Here is a 16,785-nt window from a genome sequence, read left to right on the forward strand (position 1 = left end):
CACCGGATCCGGAGCCGACGTCCAGGAAGCGCCGCCCGGGCGTCAGAGCACGGATGCGCGGGATCGTACGCCCTCACGCCTTCTGTCCGCTACGCCCTATCTCGGTGCGCGGCGCACTGCCCAGACTGGCGACGCCGGCACGCAGACCACCATTTCTCGATCCTGGAAGGGACAGACGATGTCGAACATCGATCCCGCTTCACCTCCGTTCGGAGACGGCGCGGCGAACGCCCGCGCCGCCGACCCCTCGTACGACAGCACCGACAGCACCTACGGAGCACCGCTCACCTCCGAGCCGTACTCGTCGGACACGACGACCACGGACACGACCTCCAGCGCGCACAGCGTCGGCGGGGGCACCTCGGGCAGCGTCTCGGACGCCGCCGGCTCCGCCAAGGAGAAGGCCGCCGAGACCGCGGGCGCTGCGAAGGAGCAGGCCGGCGCCGTCGCCGGCGACGCCAAGCAGGCCGCGGGCGACGTGCTCGCCACCGGCAAGGAGGAGGCCGCCAACGTCGCCCAGGAGGCGAAGGTGCAGGTCAAGGACCTCCTCGACCAGAGCCGCACCCAGCTCACCGAGCAGGCGCACGCCCAGAAGGAGAACGCCGCCAAGGGCGCCCGCGCCTTCAGCGACGACCTCACCGCACTCGCGAACGGCGAGGGCGGCGACGACAACGCGGCGTCGAAGCTCGTCTCGCAGGCCGCCGAGCGCGTCCAGGGCGTCGCCTCGTGGCTCGAGAACCGCGACCCCTCCGAGCTGCTGGACGACGTCCGGTCGTTCGCGCGCCGCCGTCCGGGTGCGTTCATCCTGATCGCCGCCGCGACCGGCCTGGTCGCCGGACGCCTCGTCCGCGCGCTGACCGCCGAGGCGAAGGACGAGAAGGCCGCGACCGCGGACACCTCCGGACCCGAGTTCGCCGCTCCCGCCGCCGCGGACTACTCCGGTGGCGCGACCACGACGACCGCGTTCGACGAGCGCGGCGATTTCGCGCCGACCGAGCCGGTCGCCGACCCGCTGAGCACGCCGATCACGCCCGGCTACGACGCCTTCCCGAACGGAACCCGGCCGTGAGCGATCCGCTGGGCGCGCATCGCGCCTCCGCCGAGCCGACGCCCGGAGAGCGCGCGGGCTCGACCTCCCTGGGCGATCTGCTCGGCGAGGTCTCCCGCGACCTCTCGACGCTGATCCGCCAGGAGATGGCGCTGGCGAAGGCCGAGATCAAGGAGTCGGCCGGCAAGGCCGGGAAGGGCGCCGGACTCCTCGGCGGTGCGGGCTACGCGGCGCTGATGGCCGTGCTCTTCCTCTCGATCGCCCTCTGGTGGGCGCTCGGGACACTGGTCGGCAACGGCTGGTCGGGTGTGATCGTCGCCGTGATCTGGGGCGTCGTCGCGGCGATCCTCTTCGCCGTCGGCCGCAAGAGCCTCAAGCAGGTCGACGGAGTCCCCGAGACGGTCGACACCCTCAAGCAGATTCCCGAAACCCTCAAGCCGAACGGGGCAGGACGATGACGTACGACGCAGGACAGAGCAAGACTCCGGAGGAGATCCGGGCCGACATCGAGCGCACGCGGCTCGAGCTCGGCGGAGACGTGGACGCGCTGGCCGAGAAGGTCAGCCCGAGCGCGATCGTCGACCGCCAGACCGACAAGGTCAAGGCAGCCGTCGGCTCCGTGCGCGACCGGGTGATGGGCTCGGCGCACGACGCCGGCGACTCGCTCTCCGGCACGGCCGGAGCGGTGAAGAGCAAGGCGAACGGCAACCCCTTCGCTGTGGGCCTGATGGCCTTCGGCGCCGGGCTCCTGATCGCCTCGCTCATCCCCGCCTCGGACGCCGAGAAGGACGCGGCCGGCAAGGTCAAGGAGCAGGCGCAGCCCGTCGTCGACTCCGTGACCGGTGCCGCGAAGGACGTCGCGAACGAGCTGCGCGAGCCGGCGCAGCAGGCGTTCGCCTCGGTGAAGGACACCGCGACCGACGCCGCGCAGAACGTCAAGGAGGCGGGTGGATCCGCCGCCGAGGACGTCAAGGACTCCGCCCGCGAGGCCAAGCACGCGGTGCAGGAGAACGTGACGCAGGACAGCGACCGCTCGTAACTCCCCCTCTCCGCGAGATGCCACTTGTGTACGCCTTTCACGGCGTGTCGCGTACACAAGTGGCATCTCGCTGTCTGGGACGGGGTGCGCGGGAATAGGGGGCGGCTCGCGGGGCTTCTGGGTCGTATGCGATCCATCGTCTACTCCCGCTCCGGTTCCTCCTCCGTCCTCTCGCTCGTCGACCGGGAGGCCGGCACGCCGGGCGCCGGCGAGGTGCGCGTGCGCGTCCTCGTCTCGGGCGTCAATCCGACCGACTGGAAGGCGCGCGCCGGTGGCGAGCCGCCCTTCGACGAGGTCGTCCCCAATCAGGACGGCGCCGGCGTGATCGACGCCGTCGGCGAGGGCGTCGACGGGTTCGCGGTCGGCGACCGCGTCTGGTTCTACCTCGCCGCCCACCAGCGGCCGACCGGCTCCGCGCAGGAGTCGACCGTCCTCGCCGCCGAGCACGTCGTGCGCCTGCCCGAGGGCATCGGCGCCGAGCTCGGAGCGAGCCTCGGCGTCCCCGCGATGACCGCGCACCGCGCCCTCACCGTGCACGAGGAGGGGCCCGTCCGCCTCTCCCCCGGCGCGCTCGCCGGCCGCACCGTCCTGGTGCAGGGCGGCGCGGGAGCGGTCGGTCACGCCGCCATCCAGCTCGCGGTCTGGGCCGGAGCGACCGTCATCGCCACCGTGAGCAGCGACGCGAAGGCGCGTCTCGCGACGGCCGCCGGCGCGCAGCACGTCCTGCAGTACCCGGACGAGCAGCTCGCGGAGAGGATCCTCGAGATCGCTCCCGACGGCGTCCAGCAGATCGTCGAGGTGGCGCCGACGCAGAACGCCGCCCTCGATGTCGAGGTGCTCGCGAACCACGGCAGCATCGGCTACTACGCGAACAACAACGGCGACGAGTTCACCATCCCGATCGTGCCGAGCTTCGCCAAGAACGCCCGCTGGCAGGGTCTGCTGCTCTACACGGTCGGCGAGGCGCCGCTCCAGGCCGCGGCGGAGGACATCACCGCGGCCCTGCGCGACGGCGCCCTCCCCGTCGGCGAGGAGGCCGGCCTGCCGCTGACCTGGTTCCCGCTCGAGGAGACCGCCGCCGCCCACGACGCCGTCGAGAGCGGAGTGACGGGCAAGGTGCTCATCCGCGTCGCCGCGGAGTAGGCCTGCTGATGCCGAGCGAGCAGCCCTCGCGCGGTTCCTGCTGATCGAGTAGCCCTCGCAGAGGGCGTATCGAGATCCACCGTCATCCGGTGGGCGGGTCTCGATACGCCGCTGCGCGGCTACTCGACCAGCATGAAGGGCGCTGCGCGCTCCTCGACCAGCATGGAACGCGCGTGCCCGCCCACGCCGTGCAGCGCGTTCGAGCCTTTCTTCGCATGCTCGCGCCGGAGGGCCTCTTCCTGCTGATCGAGTAGCCCTCGCAGAGGGCGTATCGAGATCCGCGGTCAGCCGCGCAGCGGCGGCGAGCCGGCGACCGTCGCGCGGTCGGCGAGGCCGTCGAGCAGCTCGCGCAGCGCCTCCTCGGCGGTGGTCGTCGGCTCCCAGCCGAGGACGGTGCGCGCCTTCTCCGTCGACATGACCGGCGTGTTCGTCGCGATGTCGAGCCAGCCCGCGTCGGTGCGCTGCAGCCGCAGCCGCCAGGTCGCGGTGACGATCGAGCGGAGCAACCCCACCGGCACCGTCACGAGCCGCGCGCCGACGACGTCCGCGATCCGCTGCGGCGTGAGCACCGGCTCCGCGGCGATGTTGAAGGCCCCGCCCGCCCGGCGGTCGAGCGCGCGCCAGAACGCGTCCGCGACGTCGTCGGCGTGCACGCCCTGGAAGATCAGCGTCCGCGGCAGCGGCAGCACCGGCGGCCGGACCGCCCGCAGCCAGCGCGTCGGGTACCGCGGCCCGGCGAAGAGCCCGGCGATCTCGGTCGCCGCCCCGCGCTGGAACACGAGCCCCGGGCGCAGCCGGGTGAGCACCACCTCCGGGTGCTCCGTCTCGAACACGTCCATCGCGCGCTCGTTCGCCGCCTTGTGCCGGCTGTAGGTCGAGGTGTGCAGCCCGCCGGTCGGCCAGCTCTCGTCGACGCGCAGGCTCTTCGGCGCCGCACTGTAGGCGCCGACGGACGACGCCACCGCGACCTGGCCGACTCCGCTCGCCGCCGCGGCCGCCAGCACCGCCGCGGTCCCGCCGACGTCGACCAGACGCTGGAACGGCTCGTCGTGGCTCGGCTGCAGCGCCCAGGCCAGGTGCACGACCGCGTCCACGCCGGTGAACGCCTCCCGCAGCTGCCGCTCGGCGTCGCTCGAGGCCACGTCGACCTCGTGCCAGCGGACGTCGCGGTACTCGTCCGCTCCGGGTCGCGGCTCGCGCCGGGCGATCCCGACGATCTCTGTCACCGCGTCCTCCCGCTGAAGGCGCCTCAGCAGGGCCGTGCCCAGGTTGCCCGTCGCTCCGACGATCGCGATCCGCATGATGTCCCTCCGCGGGCGGCATCCGCCGTCCTGCTCCGAGGCTAGGCACCGCTCCCCCGCCGCAGCAGCCGCTTGACACTCCCCGCCCCGCCGACCGCCCCGCCCGACCGCCTAGCCCACCCGACCGGCGCCGCGCACCCCCGCGCGCGCCGGCAGCGCCGTGCCTAGCCTGGAGGGCATGTCCCGCCCCTCGCCCGTCGTCCGCCACCGGATCGACGGGATCGAGCTCCGGACCCTCGCGACCGGTCGCGCCGACGCCGAGCACACCTTCGTCCTGATCCACGGCATCGGGATGTCGCACCACACCTTCTCGACCCTCGCCGTCACCCTCCGCGCGCACGGCCGCGTCGTCGCCGTCGACCTCGCCGGCTTCGGCGCCAACCGCTCGCCCCGCCGCCGCGTCGGCATCGCCGACCACGCCCGCCTGGTCGAGAGAGCGCTGGCGGAGCGCGGCGTCACCCGGGCGGTCGTCGTCGGCCACTCGATGGGCGCCCAGGTGGCGGTCGAGCTCGCCGCCCGCGCGCCCGGCCTCGTCGCGGGCGCGGTCCTGATCGGCCCGGTCGTCGATCCGCAGCGCCCCGGTGCCGTCCGGCAGGGCCTCGCGCTCGCCCGCGACTGCCTGGGCGAGCCGCTCGGCGTCGACGCCCTGCTCTTCGCCGACTACGTCCGCGGCGGTCTCGGCTGGTACCTGCGCCAGCTGCCCGAGATGCTGCACTACCCGATCCAGCGGCGGCTGGCCGCGGTCAGCGCGCCCGTGCTGATCGTGCGCGGACGGGACGATCCGATCGCCACCCGCGACTGGTGCGAGCGCCTCCTCGCCCACGCCGCCGACGGGCGCCTCCTCGAATTCGCCGGCTCCCGCCACGTGGTCCCGCGCACGCAGCCGGAGTCGCTCGCGCTCGCCCTGGCGTCCTTCGCCGCCGACATCGCCCGCGCGCCCGACGCCGCCCCTGCGCCCGACGCCGCCCCCGCGCCCGGCCCCGCCCCCGCGCCCGACGCCGACCCGTCCCCGGTGCCCGCATGACGCACCTCGTCCGCGACGCCGTCTGGTGGATCCGCGACTACGCCTACGCCGTCGCCTGGCAGGTCCGCGCCTTCGTCTCCCGCCGCGCCCCCGACGACTACCTCGACGGCACGGAGCGGCCGATCGTGGTCCTGCCCGGGATCTGGGAGACCTGGGCCTTCCTCCGACCGATCATCGACCCGCTGCACCACCGCGGCCACCCGATGCACGTGCTCACCAGCCTCGGCTGGAACGGCCGCCCGGTCGCCCGCACCGCGGAGGACGTGGCCGCCTACCTCGCCGAGCACGACCTCCGCGACGTGGTGATCGTCGCGCACAGCAAGGGCGGCCTGATCGGCAAGTACGTGATGACCGAGCTCGACCCCGACGGCCGCGTCGACCGGATGGTGGCGGTCGCCACGCCGTTCGGCGGCTCGCGCTACGCGCCCTACCTGCTGCTGAAGAGCCTCCGCTCGTTCTCGCCCCGAGACGCGACGACCCTGCTGCTCTCCAGCCGGGCGGGCGCGAACGCGCGGATCACCTCGGTCTTCGGCCTCTTCGACCCGCACATCCCCGAGGGCAGCATGCTCGAGGGCGCGGTCAACGTGCGGATCGAGACCGGCGGGCACTTCCGCATCCTCAGCGACCCGGAGACGCTCGCGGCGGTCGTCGCCGCGGTGGACGCGCCTACTCGGCCGGCGGAGTGATCGTCTCGGCGTCGGCCGGGCACTCGATGACCGCCACGCCTCCGCCGTCGGCGTCGTCGACCACGGCACCCGCCGCGGCGAACGGCGCGCGGAAGCAGTAGGCCTCCGGCAGATCGGCCACGTCCGGGAAGGCCGCGGCGTCGACCGGTGTGCGGAACGACAGCGCCCCGAACTCGCCGCCCTCGCTGAGAGCGTCGTAGGACTCGATCCCGATCAGGTCCACGCCCTCGACGGCCTGGTCGCTCGCGAGCCGGGCGTAGCCGAAGGCGTCGTCCTGCGGCCCGGCGAGGGAGGAGACGAGCGCGAGCACGCGGTCGCGCGACTCCTCGCGGGGCGCCACGTCGTTCGACACGACCACGTCCGGCGCGGGAGCGGTGCAGCCGGCGAGCGCGAGCACCGCCAGGGCCGCGCCGATCAGCAGGGCCGGCGGGGTCGCGCGGGCCGGGGAGGTCGTCGGGGCCGGTCGCGTCCGCATCAGCTTCACCCGACCGACCCTAGCCGCGTAGCAACTGCTCCGCACCGCGCGGAACCCCCTCGGCCGGGCGGGCGCCGGAGCGGAGCATGGAGCGATGAGCTCCTCCACCAGCCCCGGCCCGCGCACCTCCGGCCCCACCGAGCTCCTCCTCGTGCGCCACGGCGAGAGCGTCGCCAACATCGCGGCGAGCGCCGCCGAGGCGGAGGGCGCCCACGACATCGCCGTCGACCGGCGCGACCCCGACGTCGAGCTGTCCCCGGCCGGCCGCGAGCAGGCCCGCGCGCTCGGCCGCTGGCTCGCCGACGGCAACGCCCCGGTCGCCGCCTGGTCCTCGCCGTACCTGCGCGCGTCCTCGACGGCGCAGCTGGCCTTCGAGGAGGCGGGCCTCGACCTCGTGCCCCGCCTCGACGAGCGGCTCCGCGACCGCGATCTCGGCATCGCCGACCGCCTGACCACCGCGGGCTTCCGCGCGCGATTCCCCGAGGAGGCGGCGCGGCGGGACTGGCTCGGCAAGTTCTACTACCGCCCGCCGGGCGGCGAGTCCTGGACCGACCTCGCCCAGCGGGTGCGCTCGTTCCTCGACCACCTCGACGTCGTCGCGCCGGCCGGACCGGTCGCGCTGTTCTGCCACGACGCCGTCGTCCTGATCATCCGCTCGGTCTGCGAGGGCCTCACCGAGCGCGAGCTGCTCGACATCGGCCGGGCGACCCCGGTCGCGAACGCCTCCGTCACCCGGCTCGTCCGCGACGGCGACGCCTGGACGCTCGAGCGCTTCAACGAGACCGCGCACCTCGAGGAGTCGAGCGCGCCGGTCACCCGCCACGACACCGGCGAGGACACCGCCGTCGACACCGCCGTCGACGACCCGCGAGGAAGGACCGGCTCATGAGCGAGACCCGGCACAGGAGCGAGACCGCGCACAGGAGCGCCGTCGTCGACCGCGCCCTGCTCGAACGGCGCTGGCCGCTGCCCGACCCGGCGGGATCGAAGCACGCCCGCGGTGACGTGGTCGTGGTCGGCGGCGCCCGCAAGACGCCCGGAGCGGCGATCCTCGCCGGGATCGCGGCCCTCCGGGTCGGCGCGGGCCGGATCACCCTCTGCGTCGCCGAGTCCGTCGCCTCCGCCACCGCCGTCGCGCTGCCCGAGTGCGGCGTCGTGCCGCTGGAGGAGACCCGCGGCGGCTCGATCTCGGGCCGTGGGCTCTCCGCGCTGGAAGGCGAGCTGGGCTCCGCCGACGTCGCGCTGATCGGCCCCGGACTCGACGACCCGAAGGCGACCGCCGCGACGCTGCGCGCGATCGCTCCGCTGCTCGCCGACGTCCCCGCTGTGCACCTCGACGCCTTCCCGCTCGGCGTGCTGCCGGGCCAGCGGCGCGTCGCCCGCGCCCTCGCCGGCCGCCTGCTCCTGACGCCGAACACGGAGGAGGCCGCGCGGCTGCTCGGCGCGGAGGTGGACGACGTGGAGGCCGCCGCGATCGCCGTCGCGCAGCGCTACGGAGCGGTCGTCAGCCTCTTCAACGTGATCGCGGCGCCCGACGGCGACGCCGTCCGCATCGAGGGCGAGCACCCCGGCCTCGCGACGGCGGGCAGCGGCGACGTCCTCGCCGGCGCGACGGCCGGGCTCCGCGCACGGGGCCTCGACCCGCAGGGCGCCGCGGCGTGGGGTGCCTTCCTGCACACCGAGGCCGACTCGGTCCTCGTGCGCAGGCTCGGCCCGGCCGGCTACCTCGCGCGCGAGATCCCGGGCGAGTTCCCGGCGCTGCTCACAGGCTGACGCGGGAGCGGTCCGGGACGGCGGCCCGGAACGTGCGGCTCAGGACGCGCCGGTCAGGATCAGTGGTCAGGATCGGCGGCTCAGCCGGCGGCGGTCAGTGCGCGACGTCGGCGACGGAGAAGGCCACTCCCGGCGTGATCAGGATCGACGTCTCGCGGGGCTGGCCCTCGCCCTGGTTGACGGTCAGCCAGCGCGAGGCGGTGCCGTCGAGCGCCTCCTCGACGCTCGCACGGACCTCCGCGGCGGTGGTGTCGTGCAGGCTGTAGGGGGTGCCGCCGTAGATCAGCTCGACGCGCTTCACAGCAGGCCCTCCTCGCTCTGGCGGGCTCCGCCGTGCGGCTCCTCGCTGATGCGCAGGCCGTGGGCGCTGTGCGAATCGGCCAGGAGCTGGCGGATCCAGTCGGGGTTGATGGCCGGCGCGCGGCCGCCGTGGTACTTGAAGCGCAGCGGGATCGCCGGGTGCAGCCAGATCGACGTGCGACCGTCGCCGACGGACTGCGAGTCCTTCCACGAGAGGTAGAAGGACTCGTTGCGCGACAGCTTCGAGCCGATGACGATCTGCAGATGGGCGAGCAGTCGGTCGTCGAAGTCGGCTTCGAGAGTCGAGTCGTAGATCAATCGGCCCATGAGGGCGGTCTCCGTTCGCAGTGCAGTCCAGCCGGCGGGGGCACGGCCGGACGGTACGGGGCGATTCTAACCGCCCCGGGTCCGACGCTCAGCGTCGATCGTCATCCGAATCGAAGTGCGGGATCTCGAGGTCGGACAGGTGCGGCGAGGACGAGTCGCCCTCCTCGGCCAGCGGCTGGGACACTCCGAGCCGCGCCGTCTCCTTCGCGAGCCTCTCGACCAGGGCCGCGTCCACGATCTCCTCGCCGCCGTCGTCCTCGGTCTCCGAGAAGAGCTGGCTGGCCGGACCGATCAGCAGGGTCGCCCGGCCGAGCTCGCCGGTGGAGCGCCGGATCGGGATGTCGACCGACATCGCGCCCTTGCGCAGCGCGAGGGCCTCCGCGTAGCCGACGAGCGAGTGCGCGATCCGGCTGCCGGTGAGCACCGAGCTGCCGGCGTAGTGGATGCGTTCCATGCGTCCTTCCTACCGCTCAGCGCCCGATCGGAGCATCCGGGTTGCGCGGCGGGACCGGGCTTGATAGCGCCTCGATCCTCCGCTCGAGCCCCTCGCGGACCGCCGGCCACTCCTCCACCAGGATCGAGTGCACCGCCGTGTCGCGCCAGGAGCCGTCCGCCCGCCGCTGGTCGTGCCGCAGCACGCCCTCGAAGACCGCGCCGAGGCGGAGGATCGCCGCGCGGGAGCGCGCGTTCGCCGCGTCCGCCTGCAGCTTCACCCGCGAGAAGCCGCTGTCGAAGGCCAGGCCGAGCAGGAGGAGCTTGGTCTCGGGGTTCACGGCCGTGCCCCAGACCTCGGGGGCGTAGGCGGTCCAGCCGAGGTGCGCCGCCTCCCGCCGCTCGTCGAAGTCGGTCAGCGAGGAGGTGCCGACGACCCGGCCGTCGACGAGCACGGCGGAGGGATTGCCGGTCTCCCACGGGTAGTAGCGCCGGGCGAAGGCGCGGAACGCCTCGGCGCCGTCGGGGAGGCCCGAGGGCCCGCCGCCGTAGCCCGCGGCGAACACCTCGGGGCGGCCGATCGCGGCCCGGAGCGGCTCCAGGTGCTCCTCGGTGAGCGGCTCGAGGACGACGAGGCGGCCGGTCAGCACCGCGGGCGCCGGGCGGACAGGACGGCCGGGACGATCGGGCGAGGCGGGGCTGCTCATCCGGACATTCTGGGGCCACTGCGGCCCGCTGAGGAGTCCAGGACGCGTGCCAGCATGAGGTCCATGGACAGCACCGCGATGTTCGCCTCCTCGGCCGGCGCCCTGCTCCGCCTGGTCGAGCGGATCGGGGACGAGCAGTGGGCGCTGCCAGGGCTGGGCGTCTGGGACGTCCGCGGCCTGACCGGGCACGCCTCGCGGGCGATCACGACGGTCGAGACGTACCTGCTCGCGGAGGAGCCGGCCGCCGCGACCGTGCCCGACGCGCTCGGCTACTACGCGGCCCTGGCCGGCGGACGCGCCGACCCCGCGGCCGTGGCGCGGCGGGGCGTCGAGACCGGGGCGCTGCTCGGCGAGCACCCGGCCGAGGTGATCGCGTCGTCGCTGCAGCGCGCCCTCGCGCTGCTCACGCAGCAACCGCCCGGGCGCCTCGTCGCGATCGGCGAGCACGCCCTGGCGCTGGACGAGTACCTGCGGACCCGTGTGCTCGAGCTGGTCGTGCACGCCCTCGACCTGTCGCGGGCGACGGGCCTCGCGCACGAGATCCCGCCCGAGGCGGTCGAGGCCTGCTCCGCGATGGCGGGGGCGCTCGCCGCTCGGGCGGGACGGGGCGAGGAGCTCCTGCTCGCGCTGAGCGGGCGGGAGCGCCTCGCGGACGGCTTCTCGGTGGTGTGAGCCGCTCGGTCGTTCGAGCGGCCCGGTGGTTCGAGCCGCTCGCGAGCCGAGCGGCCGGCGCGCTCAGGCGACGGCGAGCGCCTCCACCGGCGGCACCCGGGTCGCGCGGCGGGCCGGCAGGACCGCGGAGACGGCGGTGAGGACGATGCTGACCAGGACGACGGCGACCAGGATCCCGACCGGGATCGTCGGCGGCACCAGTCCGATGCCCGGCAGCGAGCCGAAGATCGCGACCGCGCCGGCCCAGCCGTAGAACGCGCCGAGGACGAGACCCAGCAGCGCCGCGGCGATCACCATCTGCGCCGCCTCGACGACGACCATCCATTGCACCTGCGAGCCCGTGAAGCCGAGCGCGCGGAGCAGTCCCAGCTCGCGGCGGCGCTGCAGCACGCTCAGCGAGAGCGTGTTGACCATGCCCACGGCCGCGAGCAGCACCGAGAAGCCGAGCAGCACGCTCATGATCGCCGTGCTGACCGCGACGAACTGGTCGAGCGCCGCGAAGATCTCCGGGCTCATCTCGCTCGAGGCGCGCATGATCGACGAGAAGGTCGCAGCGGCCACCGCGAACATCGTGACGAGCGTCACTCCGATCACGAGGCCGATGACGGCGCGCGCGCTCCTGGCGGGGTTGCGGGTGGCGTTCGCTGAGGCGAGGCGCGCGACGGGGCTGCCGCCGAAGGCCCGGCCGACCAGCGAGATCAGCGGCGGGAGCAGCACCGGCGCACCGAGGACCACCCCGGTGAAGGAGAGCATGCCACCGGCGAGGCCGATCAGGACGCCGAGCGGGCTGACCAGCCCGACCACGACGCCGATCACGAGGAGCAGGACGCCGACCACGAGGAGGACGATCGCCAGGACGTTCCGGCCCGTGCGTCCGCGGAGCTCGTCGTAGCGGGGCTCGGCGGCGGAGCCGGCGGCCTGCGACGGCGCGACCGAGAGCACCCGGCGGGATCCGGCCCAGGAGGCGACGACGGTCGAGACGATCACGGCGAGGCCCGGCAGCAGCAGTCCCGGCGAGGCGAGCGGCACGGCGATGCGCGTGAGGGTCCCGGTGCTGAAGGCGATCTCGGCGCCCACGGCCACCAGGACGACGGCGGCGACGAGGCCGAGGGCCGCGCCGATCAGCCCCTGCACGAGGCCCGTCCGCACCACCTCGGCGCGGAGCGAGCGTCCGGAGGCGCCCAGCAGGCGCAGCAGCGCGATCTCGCGGGTGCGGCCGGCGATGACCGTCGACACCGCGTTGGAGGTGACGATCGCGCCGACGAAGACGGCGATGCCGAAGAAGACGCCGCCGACCACGCCCAAGGTCGTCGCGGCCTGCGCGATGCCGTCGAGACCGGCGGCGTAGAACGCCGCCACCATGTCGGCGATGACCATCACCAGGACTCCGCCGAACGCGGCCGAGAGCGCGGCGACCGTGATGATCGCGCCGCCGCCCTGGCCGGACGCGGCCCGGAGGCCCGTGCGGGCGCTCACGACGCTCCCTCCATCGAGAGCATCGCGCGAGAGATCTCCTCGGCGCTCATCCCGCGGCGGTCGTCGACGACGGCCCCGTCGCGGAGGAAGACGATGCGGTCGGCGAATGCCGCGGCGATCGGGTCGTGGGTGACCATCGCGATCGACTGGCCGTACTCGCGGGTCGAGGCGCGGAGGAGGCTGAGCACCTCGCGGCCGGTGCGCGAGTCGAGGTTGCCGGTCGGCTCGTCGGCGAAGATCAGCTGCGGGCGGGTGGCCAGGGCGCGGGCGATGGCGACGCGCTGCTGCTGGCCGCCGGAGAGCTCGTGCGGGCGGTGGGTGAGGCGCTCGCGGAGTCCGAGGGACTCGATCAGGCGGGCGATCCACTCCTCCTCCTCGGCCGTGACGCGGCGACCGTCGAGCTCGAACGGGAGGCGGATGTTGCCGCGCACGTCGAGGGTCGGGACGAGGTTGAACGCCTGGAAGACGAAGCCGACGCTGCGCCGGCGGAGCACGGTGAGCTCAGCGTCGCCCATCGCGGTGATCTCGACGTCGCCGAGGAAGACGCGGCCGGCCGAGGCGGTGTCGAGGCCGGCGAGCACGTGCATCAGCGTCGACTTGCCGGAGCCGCTGGGGCCCATCACCGCGGTGAACTCGCCGCGCTCGATCGAGAGGGTGACGTCGTCGAGGGCGACGACGGGCGTCGTGCTGCCGTAGAGCTTGCGCACGCCCTCGACGCGCGCCACGACGGAGGAGGTCTGGTTCTGCATGTCTCCGACGCTACGGAGCCGCCTCTGTCGCGGGCGTCGCCCCGGGTGGCCGCCGCCGTCATCCTCCCGGGTGACCCGTGCTGGTCCCTGCGGCCCCCGCGAGATGCCACTTATGAGCGGGATCCGCGGCGTGTCGTGCTCATAAGTGGCATCTCGCGGCGGGGATCGGCGCGCGCGTCAGGGGGCGGCGTCAGGGGCGGAGGCCGGCTCGGCGGAGGGTGAGGGCGGAGAGGGCGGCGGTGGCGGCGGGGTCGCCGGCGCGCCAGGCGGGGACGGCGGCCGGGTGGGCGGCGAGGATCTCGCGCGGGGTCGCCTCGGTGAGGGCGCGGAGGGCCAGCAGCTCGGCGCCGCCGGGGGTCGTGCCGAGGGCACGCAGCTCGGCGGTGCGGCGGGCGAAGCGCAGGCGCGGGCGGAGCCAGACCACGGCGAGCAGGAGCAGCGGCAGCCCGCCGATCGCGAGGCCGGCCACGATCGCCAGCGCGCTCGCGAGCTGCTGCTGGTCGCGGCCGGCCGCGGCGAGCACCGCTCCGGCGCCGCTGGCCTCGTCGAACGGCGCGCGCACGGCGTCGCCGAGCAGCGGGATGCCGCCGAGCGTCGAGCCGGCGTCGCTCATGGTCGAGCCGAAGCCGCTGCCCGCGCTCTCGAGGCGGCGGCCGATCTCGGCGAGGCCCGCGATCAGCGAGCCGACGGCGATCCCGGCCGCGATCGCGATCACCGCGACGGCGAGCGCGAGGGCGTCGGCCGTGATCTGCCGGGCGCGGACGGCGGGGAGGTCGGCGTAGATCTGCACCAGCCGATCATCCCCCGCCCGCGGCCGTCGTGCGCATCGCTGCCGACGCGGACGGGTCTCGAAGCGGGTCGACCCCGTCGCGCCTCAGTCGAGGAGGTCGTGCAGGACGACGACCTGCTCGCGCTCCGGTCCGACGCCGATCGCGGAGAAGCGGGCGCCGCTCATCGCCTCGAGGGCGCGGACGTAGTCCTGCGCGGCCTGCGGCAGGTCGGCGAACTCGCGGCAGCCGGTGATGTCCTCCTGCCAGCCGGGGAACTCCTCGTAGATCGGCTTCGCGTGGTGGAAGTCGCTCTGCGAGACGGGGACCTCGTCGTGGCGCACGCCGTCGACCTCGTAGGCGACGCAGACCGGGATGGTCTCCAGGCCCGAGAGCACGTCGAGCTTGGTCAGCACGAAGTCGGTGACGCCGTTGATCCGCGCGGAGTAGCGGGCGATCGGGGCGTCGTACCAGCCGCAGCGGCGCGGGCGGCCGGTGGTGGTGCCGAACTCGAAGCCCTGCTTGCGCAGGTACTCGCCCCACTCGTCGAACAGCTCGGTCGGGAACGGGCCGGCGCCGACGCGGGTCGTGTACGCCTTGATGACCGCGATGACGCGCTCGATGCGGTTGGGCGCCACTCCGGAGCCGGTGGCCGCGCCGCCCGAGGTCGCGTTGGAGGAGGTGACGAACGGGTAGGTGCCGTGGTCGACGTCGAGCATCGTGGCCTGGCCGGCCTCGAAGAGCACCGTCTTGCCGGCGTCGAGCGCCCGGGCGAGGACGAGCGAGGTGTCCGCGACCATCGGGCGCAGGCGCTCCGTGTACTGCAGCAGGTCCTCCATGACCTGCTCGACCAGGATCGCGCGGCGGTTGTAGACCTTCACCAGCAGGTGGTTCTTCTGGTCGAGGGCGCCCTCGATCTTCTGCCGGAGGATGTTCTCGTCGAAGAGGTCCTGGATCCGGATGCCGACGCGGTTGATCTTGTCGGCGTAGGCCGGGCCGATGCCGCGGCCGGTGGTGCCGATCTGGCGCTTGCCGAGGAAGCGCTCCGTCACCTTGTCGAGGGTGCGGTGGTAGCTGGTGATCACATGCGCGTTGGCGCTGACGAGCAGCTTCGAGACGTCGACGCCGCGGGCGCTCAGCGCCTCGAGCTCGTGGAAGAGCACCTCGATGTCGACGACGACGCCGTTCGCGATGACGGGGACGACGCCCGGCGTGAGGATGCCCGAGGGCAGCAGGTGCAGCGCGTACTTCTCGTCGCCCACGACGACCGTGTGCCCGGCGTTGTTGCCGCCGTTGAACTTGACGACGTAGTCGACGCGGCTGCCGAGCAGGTCGGTCGCGCGTCCCTTGCCCTCGTCGCCCCACTGGGCGCCGGTGATGACGATTGCTGGCATGGCGTGTCCTTCGCTGTGCGAAACGGCAGTACCCGGAGACGCCGGGTGCGGGGCCGGCCGTGCGACGGAGGAGTCGCGACAGGGCGACCAGCCCGAGCCAGTTTACGGGAGGGCCGCCGCCACTCCCCCGATCACTACCGTCTCACTCGGACGCGGCGGAGGCCCTTCCTGCTGGTCGAGCAGCCCCGCAGGGGCGTCCCCATGCTGGTCGAGCAGCCCCGCAGGGGCGTATCGAGACCCGCCCTCATCAGCAGGGCGGATCTGCAGACTCGTCCTTCTGACGCTGGTGGATCTCGATACGCCCGCTCCGCGGGCTACTCGATCAGCATGGACGTCCCGACACCGACAGGGTGATCTGCCTCCGAGCACGAAGACCCTTCCGAGCACCCGCAGCCTCCGCTCCGCGCCGAGGATCGGATCGCGGACGAGCCCGCGCCGGCGACGGACCGCCCACACCACCGGCTCGGCGACCGACGCTTCAGGGACGTCGTCGCGAAGGAGGCAGAACGCCGTGCGGTGCACTCCGGAGATCGCCGCGACGTGCATCGACCGACTCGCCGACGCGACGACGGCGGCCGACAGTCCGCCTCCGCTGAGGGAGGCCACCCGCAGCAGCCGCCCGTCCCGCTCCACCGCGACGAGGCGACCCTCGCGCGCCAGCAGCGTTCCGAGCCGAGTCACCGAGTCCATAGATCAGGACTCGCTTCCCGTGTTGCTCTCACCGCTGTTCGTCTCGAAGCGTCTCCAGGGGTGCAGGGCATAGATCGGCTCCTCACCCGCGTCATTGAACGGACTCCTCACGACGAATTCGATGGCGGCCGCCTCCATGAGAGGCGGACCGACCTCGACGTCGAACTCCTCGACCAGAGCCGCGAGCCAGGCGCGGACGTTCTCCTCACGCCCCCACTTGACGACGACATCGGTCCGCACATCTCCGAGCTGGACGAACTCCCGGCTGAACGTGAGCTCGATGCACTTCTCGTCCGCCGGCGATGAGCACGGGCTGCACAGGACGTAGAAGGCCTCGACTCCGGCCGAGCCGGTGAAACCGACACCTCCGCGATCGAGCAGCCGGTCGATCCCCTCGTCGCCAGGCATCATTCCAACTCAGCGCGAGAGTCGTCCAGCAGGGCGTTGCGGCCGAACTCTCGCTGCGCTCTCCCGTTCTTCCTCTCCTCGGGCGCGTGGGTTCGAGCGAGGATCGCGCGGGTGGTCACGGTGAGCACGGCCGCCCCGGCGAAAATCGACGCCTCGATCCACGCGTGGGCCGCGAGAAGGAGCCCGAAGAGCGGAACGGACACCAGCACGGGAACCAGCAGGCCCTCGACGCCACCGCCGCGAGGGGAAGCACCAGACACCATCACCGACGCCCTTCCCTTCGAGTCCAGTCCTCCGCAGCATGATGCCGAGCTCCGCACGGGGGCGCGGACGACGATTCCCTGAGGGTGACGTCCTGCCACGTGTCCGCCGCA

Annotated in this window: 21 protein-coding genes; 9 read left to right on the forward strand and 12 right to left on the reverse strand. The window is 73.7% G+C overall.

Annotated features, from left to right (window positions below; translation table 11 throughout):
* The first annotated feature begins 178 nt into the window (after positions 1-178).
* The 4 genes from MT350_RS00195 (at position 179) to MT350_RS00210 (ending at position 3,230) form a co-directional block, all read left to right on the forward strand.
* Positions 179-1,069, forward strand: coding sequence for a hypothetical protein (locus MT350_RS00195; protein WP_243599326.1), 891 nt, complete (start codon positions 179-181; stop codon positions 1,067-1,069).
* Positions 1,066-1,506: a phage holin family protein gene (locus tag MT350_RS00200; RefSeq protein WP_372487831.1), complete on the forward strand. Its 441-nt coding sequence runs from the start codon at positions 1,066-1,068 to the stop codon at positions 1,504-1,506. Before MT350_RS00195 ends, MT350_RS00200 begins: the two co-directional genes overlap by 4 nt.
* Positions 1,503-2,087, forward strand: coding sequence for a DUF3618 domain-containing protein (locus MT350_RS00205; RefSeq protein WP_243599327.1), 585 nt, complete (start codon positions 1,503-1,505; stop codon positions 2,085-2,087). The genes MT350_RS00200 and MT350_RS00205 overlap by 4 nt, the downstream gene beginning before the upstream one ends.
* A gap of 126 nt (positions 2,088-2,213) precedes the next feature.
* Positions 2,214-3,230 carry an NADPH:quinone reductase gene (locus MT350_RS00210; RefSeq protein WP_243599328.1) on the forward strand — a complete coding sequence of 339 codons (1,017 nt, stop codon included), beginning with the start codon at positions 2,214-2,216 and terminating at the stop codon, positions 3,228-3,230.
* 284 nt (positions 3,231-3,514) lie between these two features.
* Here MT350_RS00210 and MT350_RS00215 read toward each other — a convergent pair whose 3' ends face one another.
* Positions 3,515-4,531, reverse strand: a complete 1,017-nt coding sequence (locus MT350_RS00215; protein WP_243615224.1) for an NAD-dependent epimerase/dehydratase family protein — start codon at positions 4,529-4,531, stop codon at positions 3,515-3,517.
* Positions 4,532-4,709: 178 nt separating this feature from the next.
* Between MT350_RS00215 and MT350_RS00220 the strand changes: the two genes are divergently transcribed.
* Both MT350_RS00220 and MT350_RS00225 read left to right on the forward strand, forming a co-directional pair.
* Positions 4,710-5,555 (forward strand): alpha/beta fold hydrolase, encoded by an 846-nt coding sequence (locus tag MT350_RS00220; protein WP_243615225.1) that lies wholly within the window; start codon positions 4,710-4,712, stop codon positions 5,553-5,555.
* Positions 5,552-6,241: a triacylglycerol lipase gene (locus MT350_RS00225; protein WP_243599331.1), complete on the forward strand. Its 690-nt coding sequence runs from the start codon at positions 5,552-5,554 to the stop codon at positions 6,239-6,241. The genes MT350_RS00220 and MT350_RS00225 overlap by 4 nt, the downstream gene beginning before the upstream one ends.
* Here MT350_RS00225 and MT350_RS00230 read toward each other — a convergent pair.
* A complete protein-coding gene (locus MT350_RS00230) occupies positions 6,222-6,725 on the reverse strand; it encodes a hypothetical protein (protein WP_243599332.1) in 504 nt (167 codons plus the stop codon). The two genes, MT350_RS00225 and MT350_RS00230, sit on opposite strands and share 20 nt — an antisense overlap.
* A gap of 85 nt (positions 6,726-6,810) precedes the next feature.
* Here MT350_RS00230 and MT350_RS00235 point away from each other — a divergent pair, with 85 nt between their 5' ends.
* Positions 6,811-7,605: a histidine phosphatase family protein gene (locus tag MT350_RS00235; RefSeq protein ID WP_243599333.1), complete on the forward strand. Its 795-nt coding sequence runs from the start codon at positions 6,811-6,813 to the stop codon at positions 7,603-7,605.
* Entirely contained in the window at positions 7,602-8,489 is an 888-nt protein-coding gene (locus MT350_RS00240; RefSeq protein ID WP_123736259.1) for an ADP/ATP-dependent (S)-NAD(P)H-hydrate dehydratase, read from the forward strand. Before MT350_RS00235 ends, MT350_RS00240 begins: the two co-directional genes overlap by 4 nt.
* A gap of 94 nt (positions 8,490-8,583) precedes the next feature.
* On the opposite strand, the gene MT350_RS00245 is transcribed toward MT350_RS00240, so the two are convergent.
* From MT350_RS00245 to MT350_RS00260, 4 genes are all read right to left on the reverse strand, one after another.
* Positions 8,584-8,790, reverse strand: coding sequence for a hypothetical protein (locus tag MT350_RS00245; protein WP_243599334.1), 207 nt, complete (start codon positions 8,788-8,790; stop codon positions 8,584-8,586).
* Positions 8,787-9,116, reverse strand: coding sequence for an ATP-dependent DNA ligase (locus MT350_RS00250; RefSeq protein WP_123447118.1), 330 nt, complete (start codon positions 9,114-9,116; stop codon positions 8,787-8,789). Before MT350_RS00250 ends, MT350_RS00245 begins: the two co-directional genes overlap by 4 nt.
* Before the next feature lie 88 nt (positions 9,117-9,204).
* Positions 9,205-9,570: a hypothetical protein gene (locus tag MT350_RS00255; protein ID WP_123706004.1), complete on the reverse strand. Its 366-nt coding sequence runs from the start codon at positions 9,568-9,570 to the stop codon at positions 9,205-9,207.
* Positions 9,571-9,586: 16 nt separating this feature from the next.
* Positions 9,587-10,255, reverse strand: a complete 669-nt coding sequence (locus MT350_RS00260; RefSeq protein WP_243599335.1) for a GNAT family N-acetyltransferase — start codon at positions 10,253-10,255, stop codon at positions 9,587-9,589.
* A gap of 63 nt (positions 10,256-10,318) precedes the next feature.
* Between MT350_RS00260 and MT350_RS00265 the strand changes: the two genes are divergently transcribed.
* Complete coding sequence (locus MT350_RS00265; RefSeq protein ID WP_243615226.1) at positions 10,319-10,927, forward strand: maleylpyruvate isomerase N-terminal domain-containing protein; 609 nt, start codon at positions 10,319-10,321, stop codon at positions 10,925-10,927.
* Between the two features lie 63 nt (positions 10,928-10,990).
* Here MT350_RS00265 and MT350_RS20305 read toward each other — a convergent pair whose 3' ends face one another.
* The 6 genes from MT350_RS20305 to MT350_RS00295 all read right to left on the reverse strand — a co-directional run bounded on the left by MT350_RS20305 (position 10,991) and on the right by MT350_RS00295 (position 16,674).
* On the reverse strand, positions 10,991-12,403 hold the full coding sequence (locus MT350_RS20305) for an FtsX-like permease family protein (RefSeq protein WP_243615227.1): 1,413 nt from the start codon (positions 12,401-12,403) through the stop codon (positions 10,991-10,993).
* The gene (locus MT350_RS00275; RefSeq protein ID WP_243615228.1) at positions 12,400-13,152 is read right to left on the reverse strand and encodes an ABC transporter ATP-binding protein; all 753 of its coding nucleotides are present in this window, start codon (positions 13,150-13,152) and stop codon (positions 12,400-12,402) included. The genes MT350_RS20305 and MT350_RS00275 overlap by 4 nt, the downstream gene beginning before the upstream one ends.
* A gap of 190 nt (positions 13,153-13,342) precedes the next feature.
* Positions 13,343-13,942, reverse strand: a complete 600-nt coding sequence (locus tag MT350_RS00280; protein ID WP_243599338.1) for a hypothetical protein — start codon at positions 13,940-13,942, stop codon at positions 13,343-13,345.
* Between the two features lie 84 nt (positions 13,943-14,026).
* On the reverse strand, positions 14,027-15,313 hold the full coding sequence (locus MT350_RS00285) for an adenylosuccinate synthase (RefSeq protein ID WP_123736253.1): 1,287 nt from the start codon (positions 15,311-15,313) through the stop codon (positions 14,027-14,029).
* Positions 15,314-16,006: 693 nt separating this feature from the next.
* Positions 16,007-16,411, reverse strand: coding sequence for a hypothetical protein (locus tag MT350_RS00290; RefSeq protein WP_243599339.1), 405 nt, complete (start codon positions 16,409-16,411; stop codon positions 16,007-16,009).
* Complete coding sequence (locus tag MT350_RS00295) at positions 16,411-16,674, reverse strand: hypothetical protein (RefSeq protein ID WP_243599340.1); 264 nt, start codon at positions 16,672-16,674, stop codon at positions 16,411-16,413. The genes MT350_RS00290 and MT350_RS00295 overlap by 1 nt, the downstream gene beginning before the upstream one ends.
* Between the last annotated feature and the right edge of the window lie 111 nt (positions 16,675-16,785).

Source organism: Rathayibacter sp. VKM Ac-2928, assembly GCF_022815545.1.
GTDB classification, from domain to species: domain Bacteria; phylum Actinomycetota; class Actinomycetes; order Actinomycetales; family Microbacteriaceae; genus Rathayibacter; species Rathayibacter festucae.

What these genes read in the sequence shown, in the direction of transcription:
- MT350_RS00195 (WP_243599326.1), top strand. Translation starts at nt 179, where the DNA reads ATGTCGAACATCGATCCCGCTTCACCTCCGTTCGGAGACGGCGCGGCG.
- MT350_RS00205 (WP_243599327.1), top strand. Translation starts at nt 1,503, where the DNA reads ATGACGTACGACGCAGGACAGAGCAAGACTCCGGAGGAGATCCGGGCC.
- MT350_RS00210 (WP_243599328.1), top strand. Translation starts at nt 2,214, where the DNA reads ATGCGATCCATCGTCTACTCCCGCTCCGGTTCCTCCTCCGTCCTCTCG.
- MT350_RS00215 (WP_243615224.1), bottom strand. Translation starts at nt 4,531, where the DNA reads ATGCGGATCGCGATCGTCGGAGCGACGGGCAACCTGGGCACGGCCCTG.
- MT350_RS00220 (WP_243615225.1), top strand. Translation starts at nt 4,710, where the DNA reads ATGTCCCGCCCCTCGCCCGTCGTCCGCCACCGGATCGACGGGATCGAG.
- MT350_RS00225 (WP_243599331.1), top strand. Translation starts at nt 5,552, where the DNA reads ATGACGCACCTCGTCCGCGACGCCGTCTGGTGGATCCGCGACTACGCC.
- MT350_RS00235 (WP_243599333.1), top strand. Translation starts at nt 6,811, where the DNA reads ATGAGCTCCTCCACCAGCCCCGGCCCGCGCACCTCCGGCCCCACCGAG.
- MT350_RS00240 (WP_123736259.1), top strand. Translation starts at nt 7,602, where the DNA reads ATGAGCGAGACCCGGCACAGGAGCGAGACCGCGCACAGGAGCGCCGTC.
- MT350_RS00250 (WP_123447118.1), bottom strand. Translation starts at nt 9,116, where the DNA reads ATGGGCCGATTGATCTACGACTCGACTCTCGAAGCCGACTTCGACGAC.
- MT350_RS00255 (WP_123706004.1), bottom strand. Translation starts at nt 9,570, where the DNA reads ATGGAACGCATCCACTACGCCGGCAGCTCGGTGCTCACCGGCAGCCGG.
- MT350_RS00260 (WP_243599335.1), bottom strand. Translation starts at nt 10,255, where the DNA reads ATGAGCAGCCCCGCCTCGCCCGATCGTCCCGGCCGTCCTGTCCGCCCG.
- MT350_RS00265 (WP_243615226.1), top strand. Translation starts at nt 10,319, where the DNA reads ATGGACAGCACCGCGATGTTCGCCTCCTCGGCCGGCGCCCTGCTCCGC.
- MT350_RS00275 (WP_243615228.1), bottom strand. Translation starts at nt 13,152, where the DNA reads ATGCAGAACCAGACCTCCTCCGTCGTGGCGCGCGTCGAGGGCGTGCGC.
- MT350_RS00285 (WP_123736253.1), bottom strand. Translation starts at nt 15,313, where the DNA reads ATGCCAGCAATCGTCATCACCGGCGCCCAGTGGGGCGACGAGGGCAAG.
- MT350_RS00290 (WP_243599339.1), bottom strand. Translation starts at nt 16,411, where the DNA reads ATGCCTGGCGACGAGGGGATCGACCGGCTGCTCGATCGCGGAGGTGTC.
- MT350_RS00295 (WP_243599340.1), bottom strand. Translation starts at nt 16,674, where the DNA reads ATGGTGTCTGGTGCTTCCCCTCGCGGCGGTGGCGTCGAGGGCCTGCTG.